Genomic DNA, 17,806 nt, shown 5'->3' with positions numbered 1-17,806 from the left:
AAAGCATGAAAGAGATTGACAAAATCGCTTTAATTAAAATTGTAAACGGAAAAATATTAAGCACAAGATCTAAGGGAAAAAAGAAGTTTTATATTCCCGGAGGAAAAAGAGAAAGTCAGGAAACCGATCAGGAAACCCTAATTAGAGAAATTAAAGAAGAATTAAATGTAGCTATTACACCCAATACAATTATGTATTTTGGTACTTTTATAGCACAATCTGATGGCGACAAAACAGGAATTCTTGTAAAAATGACTTGTTATAAAGCTGAATATTTAGGAATACCAGAACCAACTAGTGAAATAGCAGAAATAAAATGGTTAAATTCCAACGATTTAGGCATCATTTCGGAAGTCGACAAAAAGATATTCAAGAATTTAAAAGAAAAAGGAGAGTTAACTTAATTAGTATTTTGAAAACAGAAATTACATATTACAAAACGCCTATTGGTACTGCAAAAATTGTAGGTGATGCCAACGGTATTCAAACTATTTCTGTTATAAATGATGCGATTGAAACTTCCGCAAAAATTCCACTTTGTTTGCAAGACTGTGTTACACAGTTGAACGAATATTTTAACGGAAACAGAAAAATATTCGATTTAAAACTAAATCCGCAAGGCACAGAGTTTCAACAAAAGGTTTGGAATGAATTATTAAACATTCCTTTTAATAAAAGCAGCACTTATTTAAAGCAAACCAAACAAATTGGTGACCCAAAAGCAATTAGAGCAGTAGCATCTGCCAACGGAAAAAACCCTATTTGGATAATCATTCCCTGTCACCGAGTAATTGGCTCAGATGGTTCTTTAACAGGATATGCTGGCGGAATATGGCGCAAAAAATGGTTATTAGAACATGAAAGCGGTTGTAAACAACAAGTCTTATTTTAAAACTCAACATAATTATTCGAAGCTATTTCCCGCTTTTCGCACTCGCTCTCTGCGAGGAGCTCAAACAAATGCTACAATCGGGGCTAAAAACAAAAACCACCTTGTAATTTCAGTATTTTCCTTAAATCCACAACAGTAATAAACATCAACATGATGCATTTAATTTAGTTCGGCATCGCATACTGTAAAAAATATTGCATAATGAAGATTCGAACCTGAACTAAATTCAGGTTGATGGATTCGAGTTCTGATTAATTCAAATTACGTTTTTCAATAAAAAATTTCTTCAGTAAAAAACCACACTCCTCTTCTAAAACACCTGTTACCACTTTCGTTTTCGGATGTAGTTTTGTTTGCAATACACTAAAACCTAATTTTGGCTCGCTGGCTCCGTATACTATTTTTCCTATTTGTGTCCAATAACTTGCCCCTGCACACATCTGGCAAGGTTCTAACGTAACATATAGTACACAATCTTTTAAATATTTTCCGCCTAAAAAATCAGAAGCTGCAGTAAAAGCTTGCATTTCGGCGTGCGCTGTTACATCATTTAACATTTCTGTTAAGTTATGAGCCCTTGCTATTATTTGATCTTTAAAAACCACCACTGCACCTACAGGAACTTCTCCTTTATCAAAAGCTGTTTCAGCTTCTTGCAGCGCTTTTTTCATAAAATAAGTATCATCAAACGGATTTATTTCCATGGTATTGGTAGTGTTTTCTACAAAAGTAGCTCAAATTAGTTATTTTTACCAAAAATTACAATTTTGATTTCTATCAACACCACCAAAAATAAAAAAGTGTATTTCGCTTCTGATCAACATTTAGGCGCACCAACTGCCGAAGCTAGCTTTCCTAGAGAGCAGAAGTTTGTTCGCTGGTTAAATGAAGTTAAAGAAGATGCTGAAGCTATTTTTTTATTAGGTGATTTATTTGATTTTTGGTTTGAATATAAAACCGTCGTTCCAAAAGGGTTTGTACGTGTTTTAGGAAAATTAGCCGAAATTAAAGATAGCGGAATTCCGATTTATTTCTTCGTAGGAAATCACGATTTATGGATGGCTGATTATTTTGAGAAGGAATTAAATATCCCTGTATTTCATAGTCCACAAGAGTTTTCTATAAACGGAAAAACACTTTTAATTGGGCACGGTGATGGTTTAGGCCCAGAAGACAAAGGTTATAAACGTATGAAAAAAGTATTTACTTTTAAACCTTTTAAATGGTTATTTCGTTGGTTACATCCTGATTTAGGAGTACGATTAGGGCAATACATGTCCGTTAAAAACAAAATGATTTCTGGCGATGAAGATTTTAAATTTTTAGGAGAGGACAAAGAATGGCTGGTTCAATATTGCAAGCGCAAATTAGAAACCAAACATTATGATTATTTTATTTTTGGCCACCGTCATCTTCCTTTAGAAATTAAACTGCAAGAAAACAGTGAATATATAAACACTGGCGATTGGGTACAATATTTTACCTATGGAGTTTTTGAAGGTGAAAAATTATCTTTAAAAAAATATAAGTCATAAAAAAAGCACCTTTTCAGGTGCTTTTTATTTATAGATAATTGTTGTTTTTTAGAATTTAAATGCAAATCCTGCTTTAAATGTTGTTCCACTAAATCCAAATTGATTTACTTCCCAAGGATATTTAAAACGCCCTCCTAAATTCGTAGAAAGATCACCTTTAGGATCTAACACATCTGGATAAATATCAAATAAGTTATTCACCTGTGCTGTGAAAGAAATTACCTCTGAAAATTCATACCCAAAAGATAAATCAGTAATTACTTTTCCACTAAAAGTTTGATCATTTGCTGGATCTGTTGCATGTTGCCATGTTACTTCACCAAAATAAGTGTTATTTAAATTCGCTGTAAACTTATTAATTTTATAATCTGCTCCAAACAAGAACTTAGTACTTGGTCTAGCGCTAATAATTCTTGCCTGTTCTTTTCTATTAAAAATAGCATTCTTATAACCCGACAATTTCGTTGGTGTTTTTACCTCACCTTGTAATTTTGTGCTATTAAGATTTAAAGCTACGTTTAGTCCTAATTTACCTGAAGCAAAATCAATATTTTTATAACGCATTGTATAATCTATACCTTCTGTTTCAGTATCTGCAGCATTTATAAAAAACTTAATACTTGTTACACTATTGTCATCTAAAATTTGTTGCACATCAGCATTTGCATTTCCGTTATCATCTGTTCCTGTAATTTCTCCAGAAAATACAACTCTGTCAGTAATTTTAATATTATAATAATCTAATGAAATTGTAAAATTATTAGATGCCTTTACAGTTAAACCTCCAGAGAAACTTTTAGAAGTTTCAGCAAACAATGAAGCCACTCCTAAATCTTTAATTACTGGACTTACATTATTAAATGTTCCTTGATTTGATATTACACCCGCAGTAAGCAATGTTTGCACGTTACTTAAATATACTTGATGTAAAGAAGGTGCTCTAAATCCTGTACCATATGAAGCTCGTAACACCCCTGCTTCACCTAATTTATATCTCGAACTTACTTTCCAAGAAGTATTTCCTCCAAAATCAGAATAATTTTCATGACGAACAGCCCCAGCAATTAAGAATTTTTCAGAAACATCCCAATCTAAAGTAGCATATCCACCTATATTGGTTCTAGTTTCACTTAAAGCATTACCCGGTTGTAATCCTGGAAAAGACTGAGCATGTCCTCCATCTCCAGGTACTAAACCTTCATAAGATTCAGATTGTCCTGCCGTTACATCAAATTGCTCCTGACGACCTTCAAAACCAAGACCAATACTTACGTCCCCAAAAGAACGACTTACATCAAAATTCCCTATGATATTACTAAAAGCATACGCTCCTACATCAAAAGATGTTGGGCTAGCCAATCCTAAAGCAGTGTTAAACGTATCTCCTACCGTATACCCTACAGAATTTTTCCCATAAGTAGCACTTAAATCCGCATCAAATTCACCTAACTTAAACTTAGTTCCTCCTGTAAACAAGAAATCTTTAATATCAGTTTCAAAAGTTGGTTGAAAACCTTGATAATCTCCATTACCATCGTTAAAAGGGTTGTCAGCCGGATCAGTAGGTATGCCAGGAAAATATGGTGTTCTATAAAGTGCAAAACTGGTACCTTGCCTAATATTAAACCCTCCAAAAGCATACACCTTTGTGTTTTCATTTAAAGGAAATTCAGCATTTACAAATAAATCCCCTTTTTTCATTTCTGGCAATCCAATTTGCATTCCTAAACCAGGATTGTCTTGTGTCCATTGGTTATCTATAACCCCTCCAAACAAAACATCTTTCGTAACAGAGTTAGGTCTATTTGTTTTTTCTTGATAACTCAATCCAAGTGTAGCGTTTACAAAACCACCATCACCAAATGTAAACGTGTGGTTTACATCTGCTGCTGCATTAAAACCATCGCCTTCTTTTGTTACCCCAGCACTAACATTAACTTTCGTGAAATCGATGTCTTTCTTTAAAATAATATTGATAACTCCTGCAACGGCATCAGAACCGTATTGTGCAGATGCTCCATCACGTAAAACTTCAATTCTTTCGATTGCAGCTGTAGGAATACTTTTCATATCTACACCAACTTCTCCTTTACCAGGAGTGTCGTTTACATATACTAAAGCACTTTGATTTTTACGTTTACCGTTTACTAAAACCAATGTTCTACTTGGCCCTAATCCTCTTAAATCTGCTGGATCAAAGTGAGCGGTACCATCAGAAATTGCCTGAGTACTTGAGTTGTAAGAAGGTATTGCATACGTTAACATTTGAGCAATGTCTGTTTGACCAGTAGCTTCTAACTCTTTTAAACTTACATTATCAATAGGTACTGCCGAATCTAAAATAGTTCTAGGCTTCGAACGGTTACCTGTTAATACAATCTCGTTTAAAACATTTCCTTCTTTTAAAACAACGTTTACATAGTAATTTTCAAAAACTATTTGCTCCATTGATGTAAACCCTACAGAAGAAAACACCAAAGTAACTGGTAATTCTTTTACATCTAAAGAAAACTCTCCATTTTCATCTGTACTAACACCTCTTACGGTATTTTTTTTCAAAACATTCACAAAAGGAAGGGGTTCACCACTTTCATCTATTACTTTACCTTTAATTGTTTGCCCAATTAAAGCAGAGGTAAAAGTCATTAATAAAACACATGTAAAAAGCTTTAATCTTTGCTTTACTTTGTTTTTTTTGTTGATTTTTATATCCATATTAAAATAGTTAATTTTTGTTAAAAATACTAATATATACAACACATAACAAGTAAATACTTAAAATTATAACACTAAATAAGTATATATAATAAATGTAAGTTTTATTTTTTCAGCTTTAACCATACTTTAACAACGGTTATTTTCTTATTATTGTAGCTTTGTTTCACGAAAAATAAAACATATTTCAATTACTATGGATGTAGATGTAAGAGCTATCAATGAAAAGATCGAAAGAGAAAGCGCTTTTGTTGATTTATTAACAAACGAAATGAGTAAAGTTATCGTTGGTCAGAAATATATGATTGAACGATTACTTATAGGGCTTCTTGGTAACGGACACATTTTACTAGAAGGTGTACCTGGCTTAGCAAAAACCCTTGCCATTAACACCTTATCTAAAGCAGTACAAGGTAGTTTTAGTCGTGTGCAGTTTACCCCAGATTTATTACCTGCCGATATTGTTGGAACCATGATTTACAACATGAAAGAAAACGATTTCATGATTAAAAAAGGCCCAATCTTCGCTAATTTTGTATTAGCTGATGAAATTAACCGTGCGCCTGCTAAAGTTCAATCTGCTTTATTAGAAGCAATGCAAGAGCGCCAGATTACTATTGGCGATGAAACTTTTAAGTTACAAGAACCTTTTTTAGTAATGGCAACTCAAAATCCTGTTGAACAAGAAGGAACGTATCCGCTTCCTGAAGCTCAGGTTGACCGTTTTATGTTAAAAACAGTGATTGATTATCCGAAGTTAGAAGATGAACAAACAATTATGCGTGCCAACTTAAGTGGTGCTTTTGAAAAAGTAAATCCGGTTATTTCTGTAGACCAGATTATAAAAGCTCGTGAAGTTGTAAACGAAGTGTATATGGATGAGAAAATAGAAAAATATATTCTAGACATCGTATTTGCTACTCGTTATCCTGAACGCTATAATCTAGAAAAACTACAACCTTTAATTAGTTTCGGTGCTTCGCCTCGTGGAAGTATCAATTTAGCAAAAGCAGCAAAATGTTACGCTTTTATTAAAAGAAGAGGTTATGTAATACCTGAAGATGTTCGTGCAATTGTAAACGATGTTTTACGCCACAGAATTGGAATTACGTACGAAGCTGAAGCTGAAAACATTACTTCTTTAGATATTATAAATTCAATAATTAACGAAGTACAAGTACCATAATCAATTATCAAGAAACAACAATCAGTATTAAAAATATTGCTGATTATGAAACCTGTTAACTGACAATTGAAAAGAAATGGATACAAAAGAGTTACTAAAAAAAGTTCGTAAAATAGAAATTAAGACACGTCGTTTGTCTAATCATATTTTTGGAGGAGAATACCACTCAACCTTTAAAGGTCGTGGTATGACTTTTTCTGAAGTGCGCCAATATCAATACGGAGATGATATTAGAGCGATTGATTGGAATGTAACTGCGCGTTATAACGAACCTTATATAAAAGTTTTTGAAGAAGAACGTGAGCTTACCATGATGTTAGTGGTAGATATTTCTGGCTCTGAATCTTTTGGTACTTCTAATCAATTTAAAAAAGATACCGTTACCGAGATTGCTGCAACACTAGCTTTTTCAGCCACACAAAACAACGACAAGGTTGGATTGATTTTATTTTCTGATCAAGTAGAACTTTATATCCCTCCTAAAAAAGGGAAAAGTCATGTGTTGCGTATTATTCGAGAATTGATCGAATTTAAACCTAAAAGCAAGCAAACAGATATTAGTGAGGCTTTAAAATTCTTATCAAACATTATGAAAAAGAAAGCGATTGTTTTTTTACTTTCTGATTTTATGGATGATAATTATGAGCGCACACTAAAACTAGTTGGTAACAAACACGATGTTACTGGTATTAGAGTGTATGACAAACATGATGAGGAAATTCCGAATTTAGGAATGGTACCGATGGTTGATGCTGAAACAGGAACTACACATTTAGTAAACACAAGCTCGTCATCCGTAAGAAATCAATACAAAGCAAATTCTTTAAGATTGACTGATTACTTCGAAACTACTTTTAAGAAAAGTGGTTCAGGAACTATAAACACTCGTGTAGATGAAAGTTATGTAACAAAATTATTAGGTTATTTTAAACGAAAATAAAAACTACCTACATTAAATGAAAACTAAATTACTTTACATATTCTTACTTATTTATGGCGTTGGATTTTCACAATCTGACAAAATAAAAGTTGAAATTGATACCACCAATATTAGAATTGGAGAGCAATTTCAATACAAAATTTCGGTAGCTGAAACTGAAAACGTTATCCTTCCTAAATTAGAAAATTTAAAAGGATTAGAGATAATTGATACATTAAAAATAGATACTGTTAAAAATAAATTAATTCAAAAATATATTTTAACAGGTTTTGATAGTGGTGCATTTTACATTCCGCAGCAACAGGTTTTCATTAAAAACCAACCGTATTTAACAGATAGCTTGTTAATTAATGTAGCAACCGTAGCTATTGACACTACTAAAATTAAAAAATTCCCTATTAAAGGAATTAAAGGAGAAGCATATCAATTTGATGATTTTAAAAATTATTTCTGGTGGGCATTTGCTATCCTTATTGTAATAGGGTTATTACTTTATTTCTTTGTTATCAAAAAGAAAAAAGAAGCCAAAGAAGAAATTATTGTTCCGTTATTACCGCCTTATGAAGAGGCGATTGAAAAACTGCAAGAGTTAGATAAAAAATTATTGTGGCAAAACAATAAAATTAAGAAATATTATAGTGAGTTAACCGAAATTGTTAGAGGTTATATAGAAAGGGAATTAAACATACCTGCACTAGAAATTACTACGGATGAATTAGTTGCAATTTTAGACGATTTAAATGAAATGAAATCGATTGAAACAGATAAAGAAACGATTTATAAGTTACGAAAATTATTACAAGAATCTGATTTAGTAAAATTTGCGAAGTCGAAACCGATGGCACATCAAATTGAAAGCGATCGTAAGGATGCTAAAAGTGTATTAGATAATTTGAAACCTAAAAAAGAACCAATAGAAGATGAAGTGGAATAATTTTGAATTTCATAATCCCGAATTTTTATGGTTGCTGATATTAATTCCGTTATTAGCTTTATGGAATTACTATTCTAGAAAAAAAGATAGCGCTCAATTAACAATATCAAGCGTTAAAGGTTTTAAAGTACAAGGTTCAATTTTACCGAAATTAAAACCTTTATTATACCTATTACGACTAGCTGCTTTAACATGTTTGGTTATTGCTTTAGCCAGACCTAGAAATGTAGCAGTAAGTAAAAAAACAAAAACAAACAGAGGTATTGATATTGTTATGGCAATTGACGTATCTGCAAGTATGTTGGCTAAAGATTTAAAACCAAATCGACTAGAAGCACTTAAAAAAGTGGCGGCCGATTTTGTAAATCGTCGACCAAATGACCGTATCGGTATTGTAGTTTATGCAGGTGAAAGTTTTACTCAAACACCAATTACGAGCGACAAATCTATCATTAAAAGAACCATTTCTGAAATTAAATGGGGGCAATTAGAAGGTGGAACTGCTATTGGTATGGGATTAGGATCTGCAGTAAACAGATTAAAGGAAAGCAAAGCTAAAAGTAAAGTTATTATTCTTTTAACAGATGGTGTAAACAACGCAGGTTTTGTAGATCCGAAAACAGCCACCGAACTAGCAAAAGGAAACGATATTAAGGTATATACTATCGGGATTGGAACTAATGGAATGGCTGATTTTCCTTGGGCAAAAGATCCTCGAACAGGTAAAATTTCTTTTAGAAAACAACAAGTTGAAATAGATGAAGCCTTGCTAAAACATATTGCTAATGAAACGGCTGGTAAATATTTTAGAGCCACAGATAACACGAAGTTAAAAGCTATTTATGATGAAATAGACAAGCTTGAAAAAACAAAAATAGAAGAATTTAAGTACTATAATTATACTGAAAAATATCGATTATTGGTATTTTTAGCCGGTATCTTTTTATTGCTAGAATTCACATTAAAAAACACCTTATTTAAAAGTTTTATATAAACAATGTATCGTATAGAAGAACCAATATATTTTTATCTGTTTGCAATTATTCCAATAATAATTGTTGTTTTTTTGTTGGTTTTATGGTGGAAAAAACGCACTCAGAAAAAATTCGCAAGTGCAAAAACATTCGCTAAAATCGCACCAAATTCATCTACTTTTAAATCGATTTTAAAATTGATTTTCCTTTTAATCGGACTCTCTTTTTTAATCGTTTCATTGGTGAACCCTAAAATGGGAACCAAGTTAAAAACAGTAAAACGTGAAGGTGTTGATGTGGTTTTTGCTTTAGATGTTTCTAAAAGTATGTTGGCAGAAGATATTGCGCCAAATAGATTAGAAAAATCAAAGCAAATTATTTCTAAAATTATTGATAAATTAGGAAGTGACAGAGTCGGAATTATAATTTACGCAGGTAACGCATATCCATTATTACCAATTACCACTGATCATGCGGCGGCTAAAATGTTTTTACAAAATGCAAATCCAGATATGGTTTCGAGCCAAGGAACAGCTATTAACGAAGCCTTAAACTTAGCTAAAACTTATTATGATAACGACGAGCAAACCAATCGTTTTTTAATTATCATTTCTGATGGTGAAGATCATCAAGAGGAAACAAAACAAGTTGCTCAGAATATTTCTAACGAAGGCGTAAAAGTATATACTATTGGTGTTGGTACCGAAAAAGGAGGTCCTATTCCTATAAAATTAAATGGTGCGCTTATTGGTTACAAAAAAGACAGAAAAGGAGCAACCGTAATTACCAAAAGAACAACAACTGTTTTACAAGATATTGCTGAATCATCCGAAGGAAAATATATTGACGGTAATAAAACAGACAATCCTGTTAAAATTATTGAAAATATTATTACCAATGCCCAAAAAAGCGAATTTGAAACAAAACAATTTTCTGATTACAAAGATCAGTTTCAATGGTTTTTAGGAATCGGATTGCTATTTTTAATTATTGATTTATTCTTTTTCGAGAAGAAAACGAAATGGGTTAAAAAAGCAGATTTATTTAACGAAGAAAAGTCATAGATTTTATTTTATAAAATGAAACAATTACAAAATATACTATTCGTGTTTTTAATGCTGATTACTATAAATGTAACGGCACAAAAAGACACGTTAAAACTGCAACGTGAGGCAAGAAATTTGTTACGTGAAGGAAATAAACTGTACAACAAACAAAAATTTAGTGATGCTGCCATTTCTTACCGAAAAGCGCTAGGAAAAAACAGTACGTACGACAAGGCAAGCTATAATTTTGGAAATACCTTATATCAAGAAAAAAAATATAAGGAAGCTGTTGCGCAATTTGAAGTAACCGCAAAAACATCAAAAGATAAATTTGCAAAAGCCGAGGCATATCACAATATTGGAAATGCACAAATGGAGCAAAAACAATATCAACAGGCTGTAGATGCATATAAAAATGCATTAAGAAGAAATCCGAATGATGATGAAACCCGTTATAATTTAGCTGCTGCTCAAAAAGATTTAAAGAAACAGCAACAACAAGACAAAAAAGATAAGAATAAAGATAAAAAAGATAAGGACAAGAAAGACAAAAAGGATCAGAAGGACAAGAAAGATAAGGACGACAAAGACAAGCAGAAGGATAAAAAGGAAGACAAAAAGGGCGACGACAAGGACAAGAAGGATCCAAAAGACCAGAACAAGCCTAACAAGGATGACAAGAAAGACGAAAAGCAAAAGCCCAAACCTCAACAAGGAAAAATGTCTCCTGAGCAAATGAAGCAACTGCTAGAGAGCTTAAATAATGAAGAGAAGAAGACGCAAAAGAAAATGAATGTTAAAAAATCGAAAGGAAGAAAAGTAAAACAAGAAAAAGATTGGTAAATTTCCGATTTTTAAAATCTTAGTTATTTTATGCTTTTGAAAATGAATATGAAGTTTAAATTATACACATCATTATTAATCTGTTTTATAACACTAACTATTAGTGCACAAGAAGCTGCATTAAAAGCAACTGTTAGTAAAAATAAGTTAGGCGTTAATCAACGTTTGCGAATCGAATTTTCGATTAACAAACAAGGCGCTGATAATTTTAAAGCTCCAAACTTTAAAAACTTTAAAGTTGTAGGTGGCCCAAGTCAATCGGTAAGTCAATCATGGATAAACGGTAAAGCAACCTTTAGCCAATCGTATACTTATATTATTCAGCCAAAGCAAAAAGGAGAATACAATATTCCTGCTGCATCAATAGAAATTGATGGGAAAACAGTAAAATCAAACCCTATAAAAATTATTGTTATAGCTGCTGTTGATGTTCCTAAAAATCCTAACGATCCAAATTATATTGCAGATCAAAATATTCATTTAGTTGCAGAATTATCTAAATCGCAACCCTATGTTGGTGAGAGTATTTATGTTGAATATCGCTTATATTTTAGTGACAATGTAGGTATTTACGATAACGCAATTACAGAAGCTCCACAATACAATGGTTTTTGGAATCAAGAGATAAAAAGAAACGGAAGCCCTGTAAAAACAGGAATGTATAATGGTGAACGTTACCGTTATGCCATATTACATAAAGCACTTTTAGTACCAACAAAAGACGGAAAACTAACAATAGACCCTATGAAGATGGATATTGTTGTTGCCGTGCCTACTGGGCGTGCCGATTTTTTCGGAAATGTAATCACAAAACAAGTTCGAAAAGAGTTTTCTTCTGCCAAAAAAGTAGTTCGAGCAAAAGCTTTACCTCTTGATAATAAACCTGAGAATTTTACTGGTGCAGTTGGTGAATTTTCTTTTGATGTTTCTTTAAGTAAACAAACATTAAAGGCTAATGAATCTTCACAAATAAAAGTAACAGTTAATGGTAAAGGAAATTTAAAATTATTTGAACTTCCGAAGGTAGAAACACCTAAAGAACTAGAGATTTATCAACCAGAAAGAAAAGAAAAAGTAAGTGTTACCGCAAGCGGATTAAGAGGTTCGGTTGCCGATACTTATACCGTAGTACCTGAATTTAAAGGAAAATATAAAATTCCGAAAACAAGTTTTTCATACTTTAATCCGAAAGAAAAAGTATACCAAACTATTACAACTAATGATTTATATGTTGTTGTTTTAGAAGGAAAAGAATTGCCTACAAATACGCAATCAAATTCTACGACCAAACAAGATGTAAAAATTACTGGAACCGATTTTAAGTACATCCAAACTTCAAGTAGTTTTGAATCAATAGAGAAATCAGATTTTTTTAAATCTATATTATTTTACATTTTATTGCTGTTGCCTATAATTTTAATTCCTGTTGCTATTTTTATCAACAAGAAAAAAGAAGAACGTGATGGAGATGTTGTAGGAAACAAACAACGTAAGGCAGATCGTTTAGCTAAAAAATATTTATCGGAAGCTGAAAAAGAGCTAGGAAATAAAGAAGCTTTTTATGAAGCTTTAGAAAGAGCTTTACATAACTATTTAAAAGCTAAGTTAGGAATAGAAACGTTAGATATAAGTAGCGATAAAATCACTGATTTATTACACGAAAAAAAAGTTAACAACACCGCTACAAAAAACTTTATTGAAGTTTTAAATGATTGTGATTTTGCTCGATATACGCCAATTACCGACTTACAGATGAAAGAAGAATATGAAAAAGCAAAACAAGTAATAACACAACTAGACAAACAATTATAATGAAACAAGTTATTGCACTACTATTGTTTTTTACCACAACTATTATGTTAGCACAAACTGCTGACGAATTATTTGTAAACGCCAACGCTTTATATAAAGACGGAAAATACCTAGAAGCAATTAAAAATTATGAAGCTATAGAAACCACAAAAAACGTTTCGTCTGAATTGTATTATAATTTAGGGAACGCATATTATAAATTAAATAAAGTAGCTCCCGCAATTTACAACTACGAAAAGGCACTACAATTAAATGCTTTAAATGAAGATGCTCTTAATAATTTAATCATCGCAAAACGATTAACTTTAGATAGAATTGAAGAATTACCTCAATCTATCTTTCAAAAAATAAATGAAAATTTCTTGCAAAAATTCACTTACAACACTTGGGCTACACTTGTTGTTATACTTTCTTTTTTAGCCACTGCTTTATTTTTATTATTTTATTTTTCGTTTACGCCAAGTAAAAAAAGACTCTTTTTTATAACTAGTAACTTTTCTTTTTTACTATTGATTGTTGGTTTGGTTATAACCTATTCACAATACAACCAATCAAAAAATACAGTAGAAGCTATTATTTTTTCTGAAGAAGTTGAAATAACAAATGAACCAACAAAAGACGCTAGCGAAATATTTACGCTACACGAAGGAACAAAAGTAAAAATAATAGATACGGTTGATAAATGGAATAAAATTAAATTAGCTGATGGAAAAACAGGATGGATGCTTTCTGAAAATTTAAAATCGTTAAACAAGTTTTAATTTTAATTTAACAAAAAAGACAAAAACCTTTCTTATTTTTGCAGGCAATTATAAAAACAATTCATTGAAAGTAAAAATCGCACTCTTTTTCTCTATTTTATTTACGAGCATGATTGTTGCGCCTACGATTATTACTTTGATTGACCAAGATCAAGATATATCTATCTTTTTAAATTTAACAGAAGAAGAAGAAAATCACGCAAAAGAAACTTCAAAAGAATTAAAAGTTTATACGAACATTGATTCTAGCATGTTCTTTAAGAAACTTCAAAAAAGAAAAAACATCGTTTTTCTTTCAAAAAATTACACTTCTCAATACCAAAAAGTTACCACGCCTCCACCTGATTTTACTATGTAGTTTTTCAAAAAAAATTATAGTAAAAATCATTCATTTTCAATTTAAAAAAGATTCTAAATTTTTATTTAGAGTATAAAGTATATGTTTAAAAACATTAAAAACGATTTCCCCGCAAGTATTGTGGTGTTTTTCGTCGCACTACCTTTATGTTTAGGTATTGCGTTAGCAAGTGGAGCCCCACTTTTTTCTGGTGTAATTGCAGGAATTATAGGAGGAACAGTTGTTGGAGCCTTAAGTGGTTCTAAAATAGGAGTTAGTGGTCCTGCAGCAGGTTTAGCTGCAATAGTATTAACCGCAATAAGTGACTTAGGTGGGTATGAGAACTTTTTAGTCGCGGTTGTTTTAGGTGGTGCTATTCAACTTGTTTTTGGTTTCTTAAAAGCAGGTATTATTGGTTATTATTTTCCTTCATCAGTAATTAAAGGAATGCTAACAGGTATCGGAATTATTATCATTTTAAAACAAATTCCTCATTTTTTCGGATATGATTCTGCACCTCAAGGTGTTGATAGTTTTATTGAAGCATCAGGCGAAAACACCTTTTCTGCTATTTTAAATATTTTCGATAACATCACTATAGGATCAATGATTATCGGATTTATAGGTTTAGCTATTTTATTATTATGGGATAAAGTTCTTAGTAAAAAAGGAAAGATTTTTAAACTTATTCAAGGACCTTTAGTTACTGTAGTTGTTGGTATTATTTATTTTGTATCGACCCAAGGTAGTGAACTATTTTCAATACAAGCCAGCCACTTGGTTAGTGTACCTATTCCTGATGATGTCACTTCATTTTTAGCGCAATTTACGCTTCCTAACTTCAGTGCCATTACAAATCCGGCAGTATGGGTAACAGCATTTACAATAGCTCTAGTGGCCAGTTTAGAAACGTTACTTTGTGTTGAGGCAACGGATAAGTTAGATCCTTACAAAAATGTTACACCAACTAACAGAGAACTATTAGCTCAAGGAACAGGAAATATCTTGTCTGGATTAGTTGGAGGCTTACCTATAACACAAGTAATTGTTAGAAGTTCTGCTAATATACAATCTGGTGGTAGAACTAAAATGTCGGCAATTATTCATGGTTTACTTTTATTAATATCAGTAATTTTAATTCCGAATTTATTAAATAAAATACCATTATCTGTATTAGCTGCTATTTTACTTATTGTTGGCTACAAGTTAGCAAAACCAGCTTTATTTAAACAAATGTATACCTTAGGTTGGAAACAATTTATTCCTTTTATCATAACAGTTCTTGGTATTATTTTTACCGATTTATTAACTGGTATTTCGTTAGGTTTAGCTGTAGGAGTTGTAGTTATATTGATAAAAAGCTATCAAAATTCTCACTTTTTACATATCGAAGATAAAAGTAATGGTCTTCATAAGATAAAAATGACATTAGCAGAAGAAGTTACTTTTTTTAATAAAGGCGCTATATTAAAAGAATTAGATAGCCTACCTAGAGATACTCAATTAGAATTAGACGTAACCAAAACGAGGTACTTAGACAATGATATTATTGAAATACTAGAAGACTTTGCTTTTAAAGCAAAAGAAAGAAACATCGATATTAAACTTATTTCAGAGCGAGGTGTTACTGAAAATCCATCAAGTTTTATTCAATTTTTCAAACTAAGACCTAAATCAGCCTAATTTAAAACATTATGAAAAAACAAAACACACCTATTACACAGAAACAGAAACAAAGAAAATTTAACTAAATCAGATATTAGAACAGCAATTAACAAATTAAACGTTTCGTTGTTTACAAATTAAAAACGAAGCAAATTCCATGAAATGGTTTAAATCATTAGGGGTAATAAACAACGTAAAAGTTGAGGAGTACCATTTGTAAAAGCAACTTAAATTCTAATTTCTCATTTTATTTTTTAATAATTAATTATATTAGTAACTACTTAAAGTAACATTATTTATGAAAAAATTATTCTCAAATTTTAAAGGAGATTTATTTGGTGGTATTACTGCCGGAATTGTAGCACTTCCCTTAGCATTAGCTTTTGGAGTATCTTCAGGATTAGGGCCAAGTGCTGGTTTATATGGTGCAATTTTTATTGCCTTTTTTGCTGCCCTTTTTGGGGGTACAGATACGCAAATATCTGGACCAACTGCCCCAATGACAGCCGTAAGTATGGTTGTTGTTGCTGGTATATTAGCAGCCAATGATGGTGATATTAATAAAGCTATGCCTGCCATTTTAACTGTATTCTTACTAGCAGGATTATTTCAAATTTTATTAGGTATTTTAGGTTTAGGAAAATACATCCGTTACATTCCTTATCCTGTAGTATCAGGCTTTATGACTGCTATTGGATTGATTATTCTGATCACTCAAATTTTACCTTCTGTAGGTTATTACGCCAAAGAAGACGCACAATTTGTAGAACAGTTTAAACCGCAAGCAGAAGAGCTAATTTTAGAAAACATCTTAAAAGAAGAAGCAGGTGAAGGTATTTTAGTTTTAGAAGATTTTAGAGAAACCATTAAAAGATCTGAGGCTACTACGCAAGCTGATATTTTAAAAGAAAGTAAAACGTTAGCTGGTAAAGAAGCTTCTGGTGCTTTAGGTGCCCTAAAAGTATTACCAAGAGCTTTAAGCAATATCAACTGGTTAGAATTATTATTAGCACTGGGAACTATTATTATTATTTACGGCTTTAAACGAGTTACCACTGCCGTACCAAGTACACTAGTTGCCTTGGTTGTAATGACAAGTATCGCCTTAGGTTTTAGTTTAAACTATCGTCCTATCGAAGAAATTCCAGGAGGATTTCCGATTCCAAATATGGATATTTTCACTAATTTTAGTATCTCAAGTATCACGCCTTATATTTTTACAGCATTAACATTATCGTTATTAGGTGCAATTGATTCATTATTAACCTCAGTAGTTGCGGATAATATGACTAAAACAAAGCACAAACCTAATAAAGAATTAATAGGGCAAGGTATTGGTAACAGTGTTGCTGCAATCTTTGGAGGAATCCCTGGAGCAGGAGCAACTATTAGAACCGTTGTAAACATCAATTCTGGTGGTAAAACAAAACTATCAGGTATGGTAGCTGGTGTTATGTTATTAGTAATTTTGTTAGGCTTAGGCCCTATTGCTTCTAAAATTCCTGCTGCCGTATTAGCTGGTATTTTAATTACTGTAGGTATTGGTGTAATGGATTATAAAGGTTTAAAAGCAATTCCTAATTTACCTCGTGATGCTAAAATCGGACCTTTTAAAGTAAGTTCAGAAGTAATCATTATGATCGTCGTATTACTATTATCTACTTTTTGGAATTTAGTGTACGCCGTGGGTATTGGTTTAGTAATAGCCTCGTTAATGTTTATGAAGAAAATTGGTGATTTAACTGCCGAACGTTCTGATGTAAAATCATTAAATGAAGAAGCTTGGGCAGATGAAAAAGACTTTCCGAAAGAATTAAAAGAAGAAGTTTTTATCAAGCATATTAAAGGCCCTTTATTTTTTGGTTCAACAAGCGATTTTCAAGCATTGGCAAAACAAATTCCTAACACGGCATCGAAAGTAGTGATTCGAATGGGAAGAATGCAGTATATAGATCAATCTGGGTTATATGCTTTAGAAGATATGTTAGTAGATTTAGAAAAAAGCGGCGTAACCGTTTTATTGGTAGATGTATTAAAACAACCTCGTTATATGATGGAACGTATTGATATGATTCCTGATTTAATATCTGAAGATCATATTTTCGACACCTTTAACGATTGCCTTTCATGGGTAAAATTAAATGTATCAAATAAAAATTAAAAAAA

The 17,806-nt window shown here is 31.8% G+C and carries 16 protein-coding genes; 14 read left to right on the top strand and 2 right to left on the bottom strand.

Annotated elements, in window-relative coordinates; all coding sequences use genetic code 11:
• Positions 1 to 5 precede the first annotated feature (5 nt).
• Positions 6 to 404, top strand: coding sequence for an NUDIX hydrolase (locus tag N2251_RS05135; RefSeq protein ID WP_260585645.1), 399 nt, complete (start codon positions 6 to 8; stop codon positions 402 to 404).
• Between the two features lie 8 nt (positions 405 to 412).
• Entirely contained in the window at positions 413 to 892 is a 480-nt protein-coding gene (locus N2251_RS05130) for a methylated-DNA--[protein]-cysteine S-methyltransferase (RefSeq protein WP_260585644.1), read from the top strand.
• Between the two features lie 251 nt (positions 893 to 1,143).
• On the opposite strand, the gene N2251_RS05125 is transcribed toward N2251_RS05130, so the two are convergent.
• Positions 1,144 to 1,596 (bottom strand): nucleoside deaminase, encoded by a 453-nt coding sequence (locus N2251_RS05125; RefSeq protein ID WP_260585643.1) that lies wholly within the window; start codon positions 1,594 to 1,596, stop codon positions 1,144 to 1,146.
• 63 nt (positions 1,597 to 1,659) lie between these two features.
• Between N2251_RS05125 and N2251_RS05120 the strand changes: the two genes are divergently transcribed.
• The gene (locus N2251_RS05120) at positions 1,660 to 2,427 is read left to right on the top strand and encodes a UDP-2,3-diacylglucosamine diphosphatase (RefSeq protein ID WP_260585642.1); all 768 of its coding nucleotides are present in this window, start codon (positions 1,660 to 1,662) and stop codon (positions 2,425 to 2,427) included.
• Positions 2,428 to 2,475: 48 nt separating this feature from the next.
• Here the strand turns inward: N2251_RS05120 and N2251_RS05115 are convergent, their stop codons facing one another.
• Positions 2,476 to 5,142 (bottom strand): TonB-dependent receptor, encoded by a 2,667-nt coding sequence (locus tag N2251_RS05115; RefSeq protein WP_260585641.1) that lies wholly within the window; start codon positions 5,140 to 5,142, stop codon positions 2,476 to 2,478.
• 196 nt (positions 5,143 to 5,338) lie between these two features.
• Between N2251_RS05115 and N2251_RS05110 the strand changes: the two genes are divergently transcribed.
• The 11 genes from N2251_RS05110 (at position 5,339) to N2251_RS05060 (ending at position 17,801) form a co-directional block, all read left to right on the top strand.
• A complete protein-coding gene (locus tag N2251_RS05110) occupies positions 5,339 to 6,328 on the top strand; it encodes an AAA family ATPase (RefSeq protein ID WP_260585640.1) in 990 nt (329 codons plus the stop codon).
• 76 nt (positions 6,329 to 6,404) lie between these two features.
• On the top strand, positions 6,405 to 7,268 hold the full coding sequence (locus tag N2251_RS05105; RefSeq protein ID WP_260585639.1) for a DUF58 domain-containing protein: 864 nt from the start codon (positions 6,405 to 6,407) through the stop codon (positions 7,266 to 7,268).
• Between the two features lie 16 nt (positions 7,269 to 7,284).
• Complete coding sequence (locus N2251_RS05100) at positions 7,285 to 8,202, top strand: hypothetical protein (protein WP_260585638.1); 918 nt, start codon at positions 7,285 to 7,287, stop codon at positions 8,200 to 8,202.
• Positions 8,189 to 9,196 (top strand): vWA domain-containing protein, encoded by a 1,008-nt coding sequence (locus N2251_RS05095; protein ID WP_260585637.1) that lies wholly within the window; start codon positions 8,189 to 8,191, stop codon positions 9,194 to 9,196. The genes N2251_RS05100 and N2251_RS05095 overlap by 14 nt, the downstream gene beginning before the upstream one ends.
• 3 nt (positions 9,197 to 9,199) lie before the next feature.
• The gene (locus tag N2251_RS05090; protein WP_260585636.1) at positions 9,200 to 10,240 is read left to right on the top strand and encodes a vWA domain-containing protein; all 1,041 of its coding nucleotides are present in this window, start codon (positions 9,200 to 9,202) and stop codon (positions 10,238 to 10,240) included.
• A 15-nt stretch (positions 10,241 to 10,255) separates the two neighbouring features.
• Positions 10,256 to 11,065, top strand: a complete 810-nt coding sequence (locus N2251_RS05085) for a tetratricopeptide repeat protein (protein WP_260585635.1) — start codon at positions 10,256 to 10,258, stop codon at positions 11,063 to 11,065.
• Positions 11,066 to 11,113: 48 nt separating this feature from the next.
• Positions 11,114 to 12,877 carry a BatD family protein gene (locus N2251_RS05080; protein ID WP_260585634.1) on the top strand — a complete coding sequence of 588 codons (1,764 nt, stop codon included), beginning with the start codon at positions 11,114 to 11,116 and terminating at the stop codon, positions 12,875 to 12,877.
• Positions 12,877 to 13,638 carry a tetratricopeptide repeat protein gene (locus tag N2251_RS05075; RefSeq protein ID WP_260585633.1) on the top strand — a complete coding sequence of 254 codons (762 nt, stop codon included), beginning with the start codon at positions 12,877 to 12,879 and terminating at the stop codon, positions 13,636 to 13,638. Before N2251_RS05080 ends, N2251_RS05075 begins: the two co-directional genes overlap by 1 nt.
• Before the next feature lie 64 nt (positions 13,639 to 13,702).
• A complete protein-coding gene (locus N2251_RS05070) occupies positions 13,703 to 13,996 on the top strand; it encodes a hypothetical protein (RefSeq protein WP_260585632.1) in 294 nt (97 codons plus the stop codon).
• Positions 13,997 to 14,077: 81 nt separating this feature from the next.
• Positions 14,078 to 15,658: a SulP family inorganic anion transporter gene (locus N2251_RS05065; protein ID WP_260585631.1), complete on the top strand. Its 1,581-nt coding sequence runs from the start codon at positions 14,078 to 14,080 to the stop codon at positions 15,656 to 15,658.
• A gap of 280 nt (positions 15,659 to 15,938) precedes the next feature.
• The gene (locus tag N2251_RS05060) at positions 15,939 to 17,801 is read left to right on the top strand and encodes a SulP family inorganic anion transporter (RefSeq protein ID WP_260585630.1); all 1,863 of its coding nucleotides are present in this window, start codon (positions 15,939 to 15,941) and stop codon (positions 17,799 to 17,801) included.
• Positions 17,802 to 17,806: the final 5 nt, after the last annotated feature.

Origin of the sequence: Tenacibaculum haliotis, assembly GCF_025215075.1 — a bacterium.
GTDB lineage: Bacteria > Bacteroidota > Bacteroidia > Flavobacteriales > Flavobacteriaceae > Polaribacter > Polaribacter haliotis_B.
Note: the sequence above shows the minus strand (reverse complement) of the source record. Positions and strands in the feature narration are given on the sequence as shown.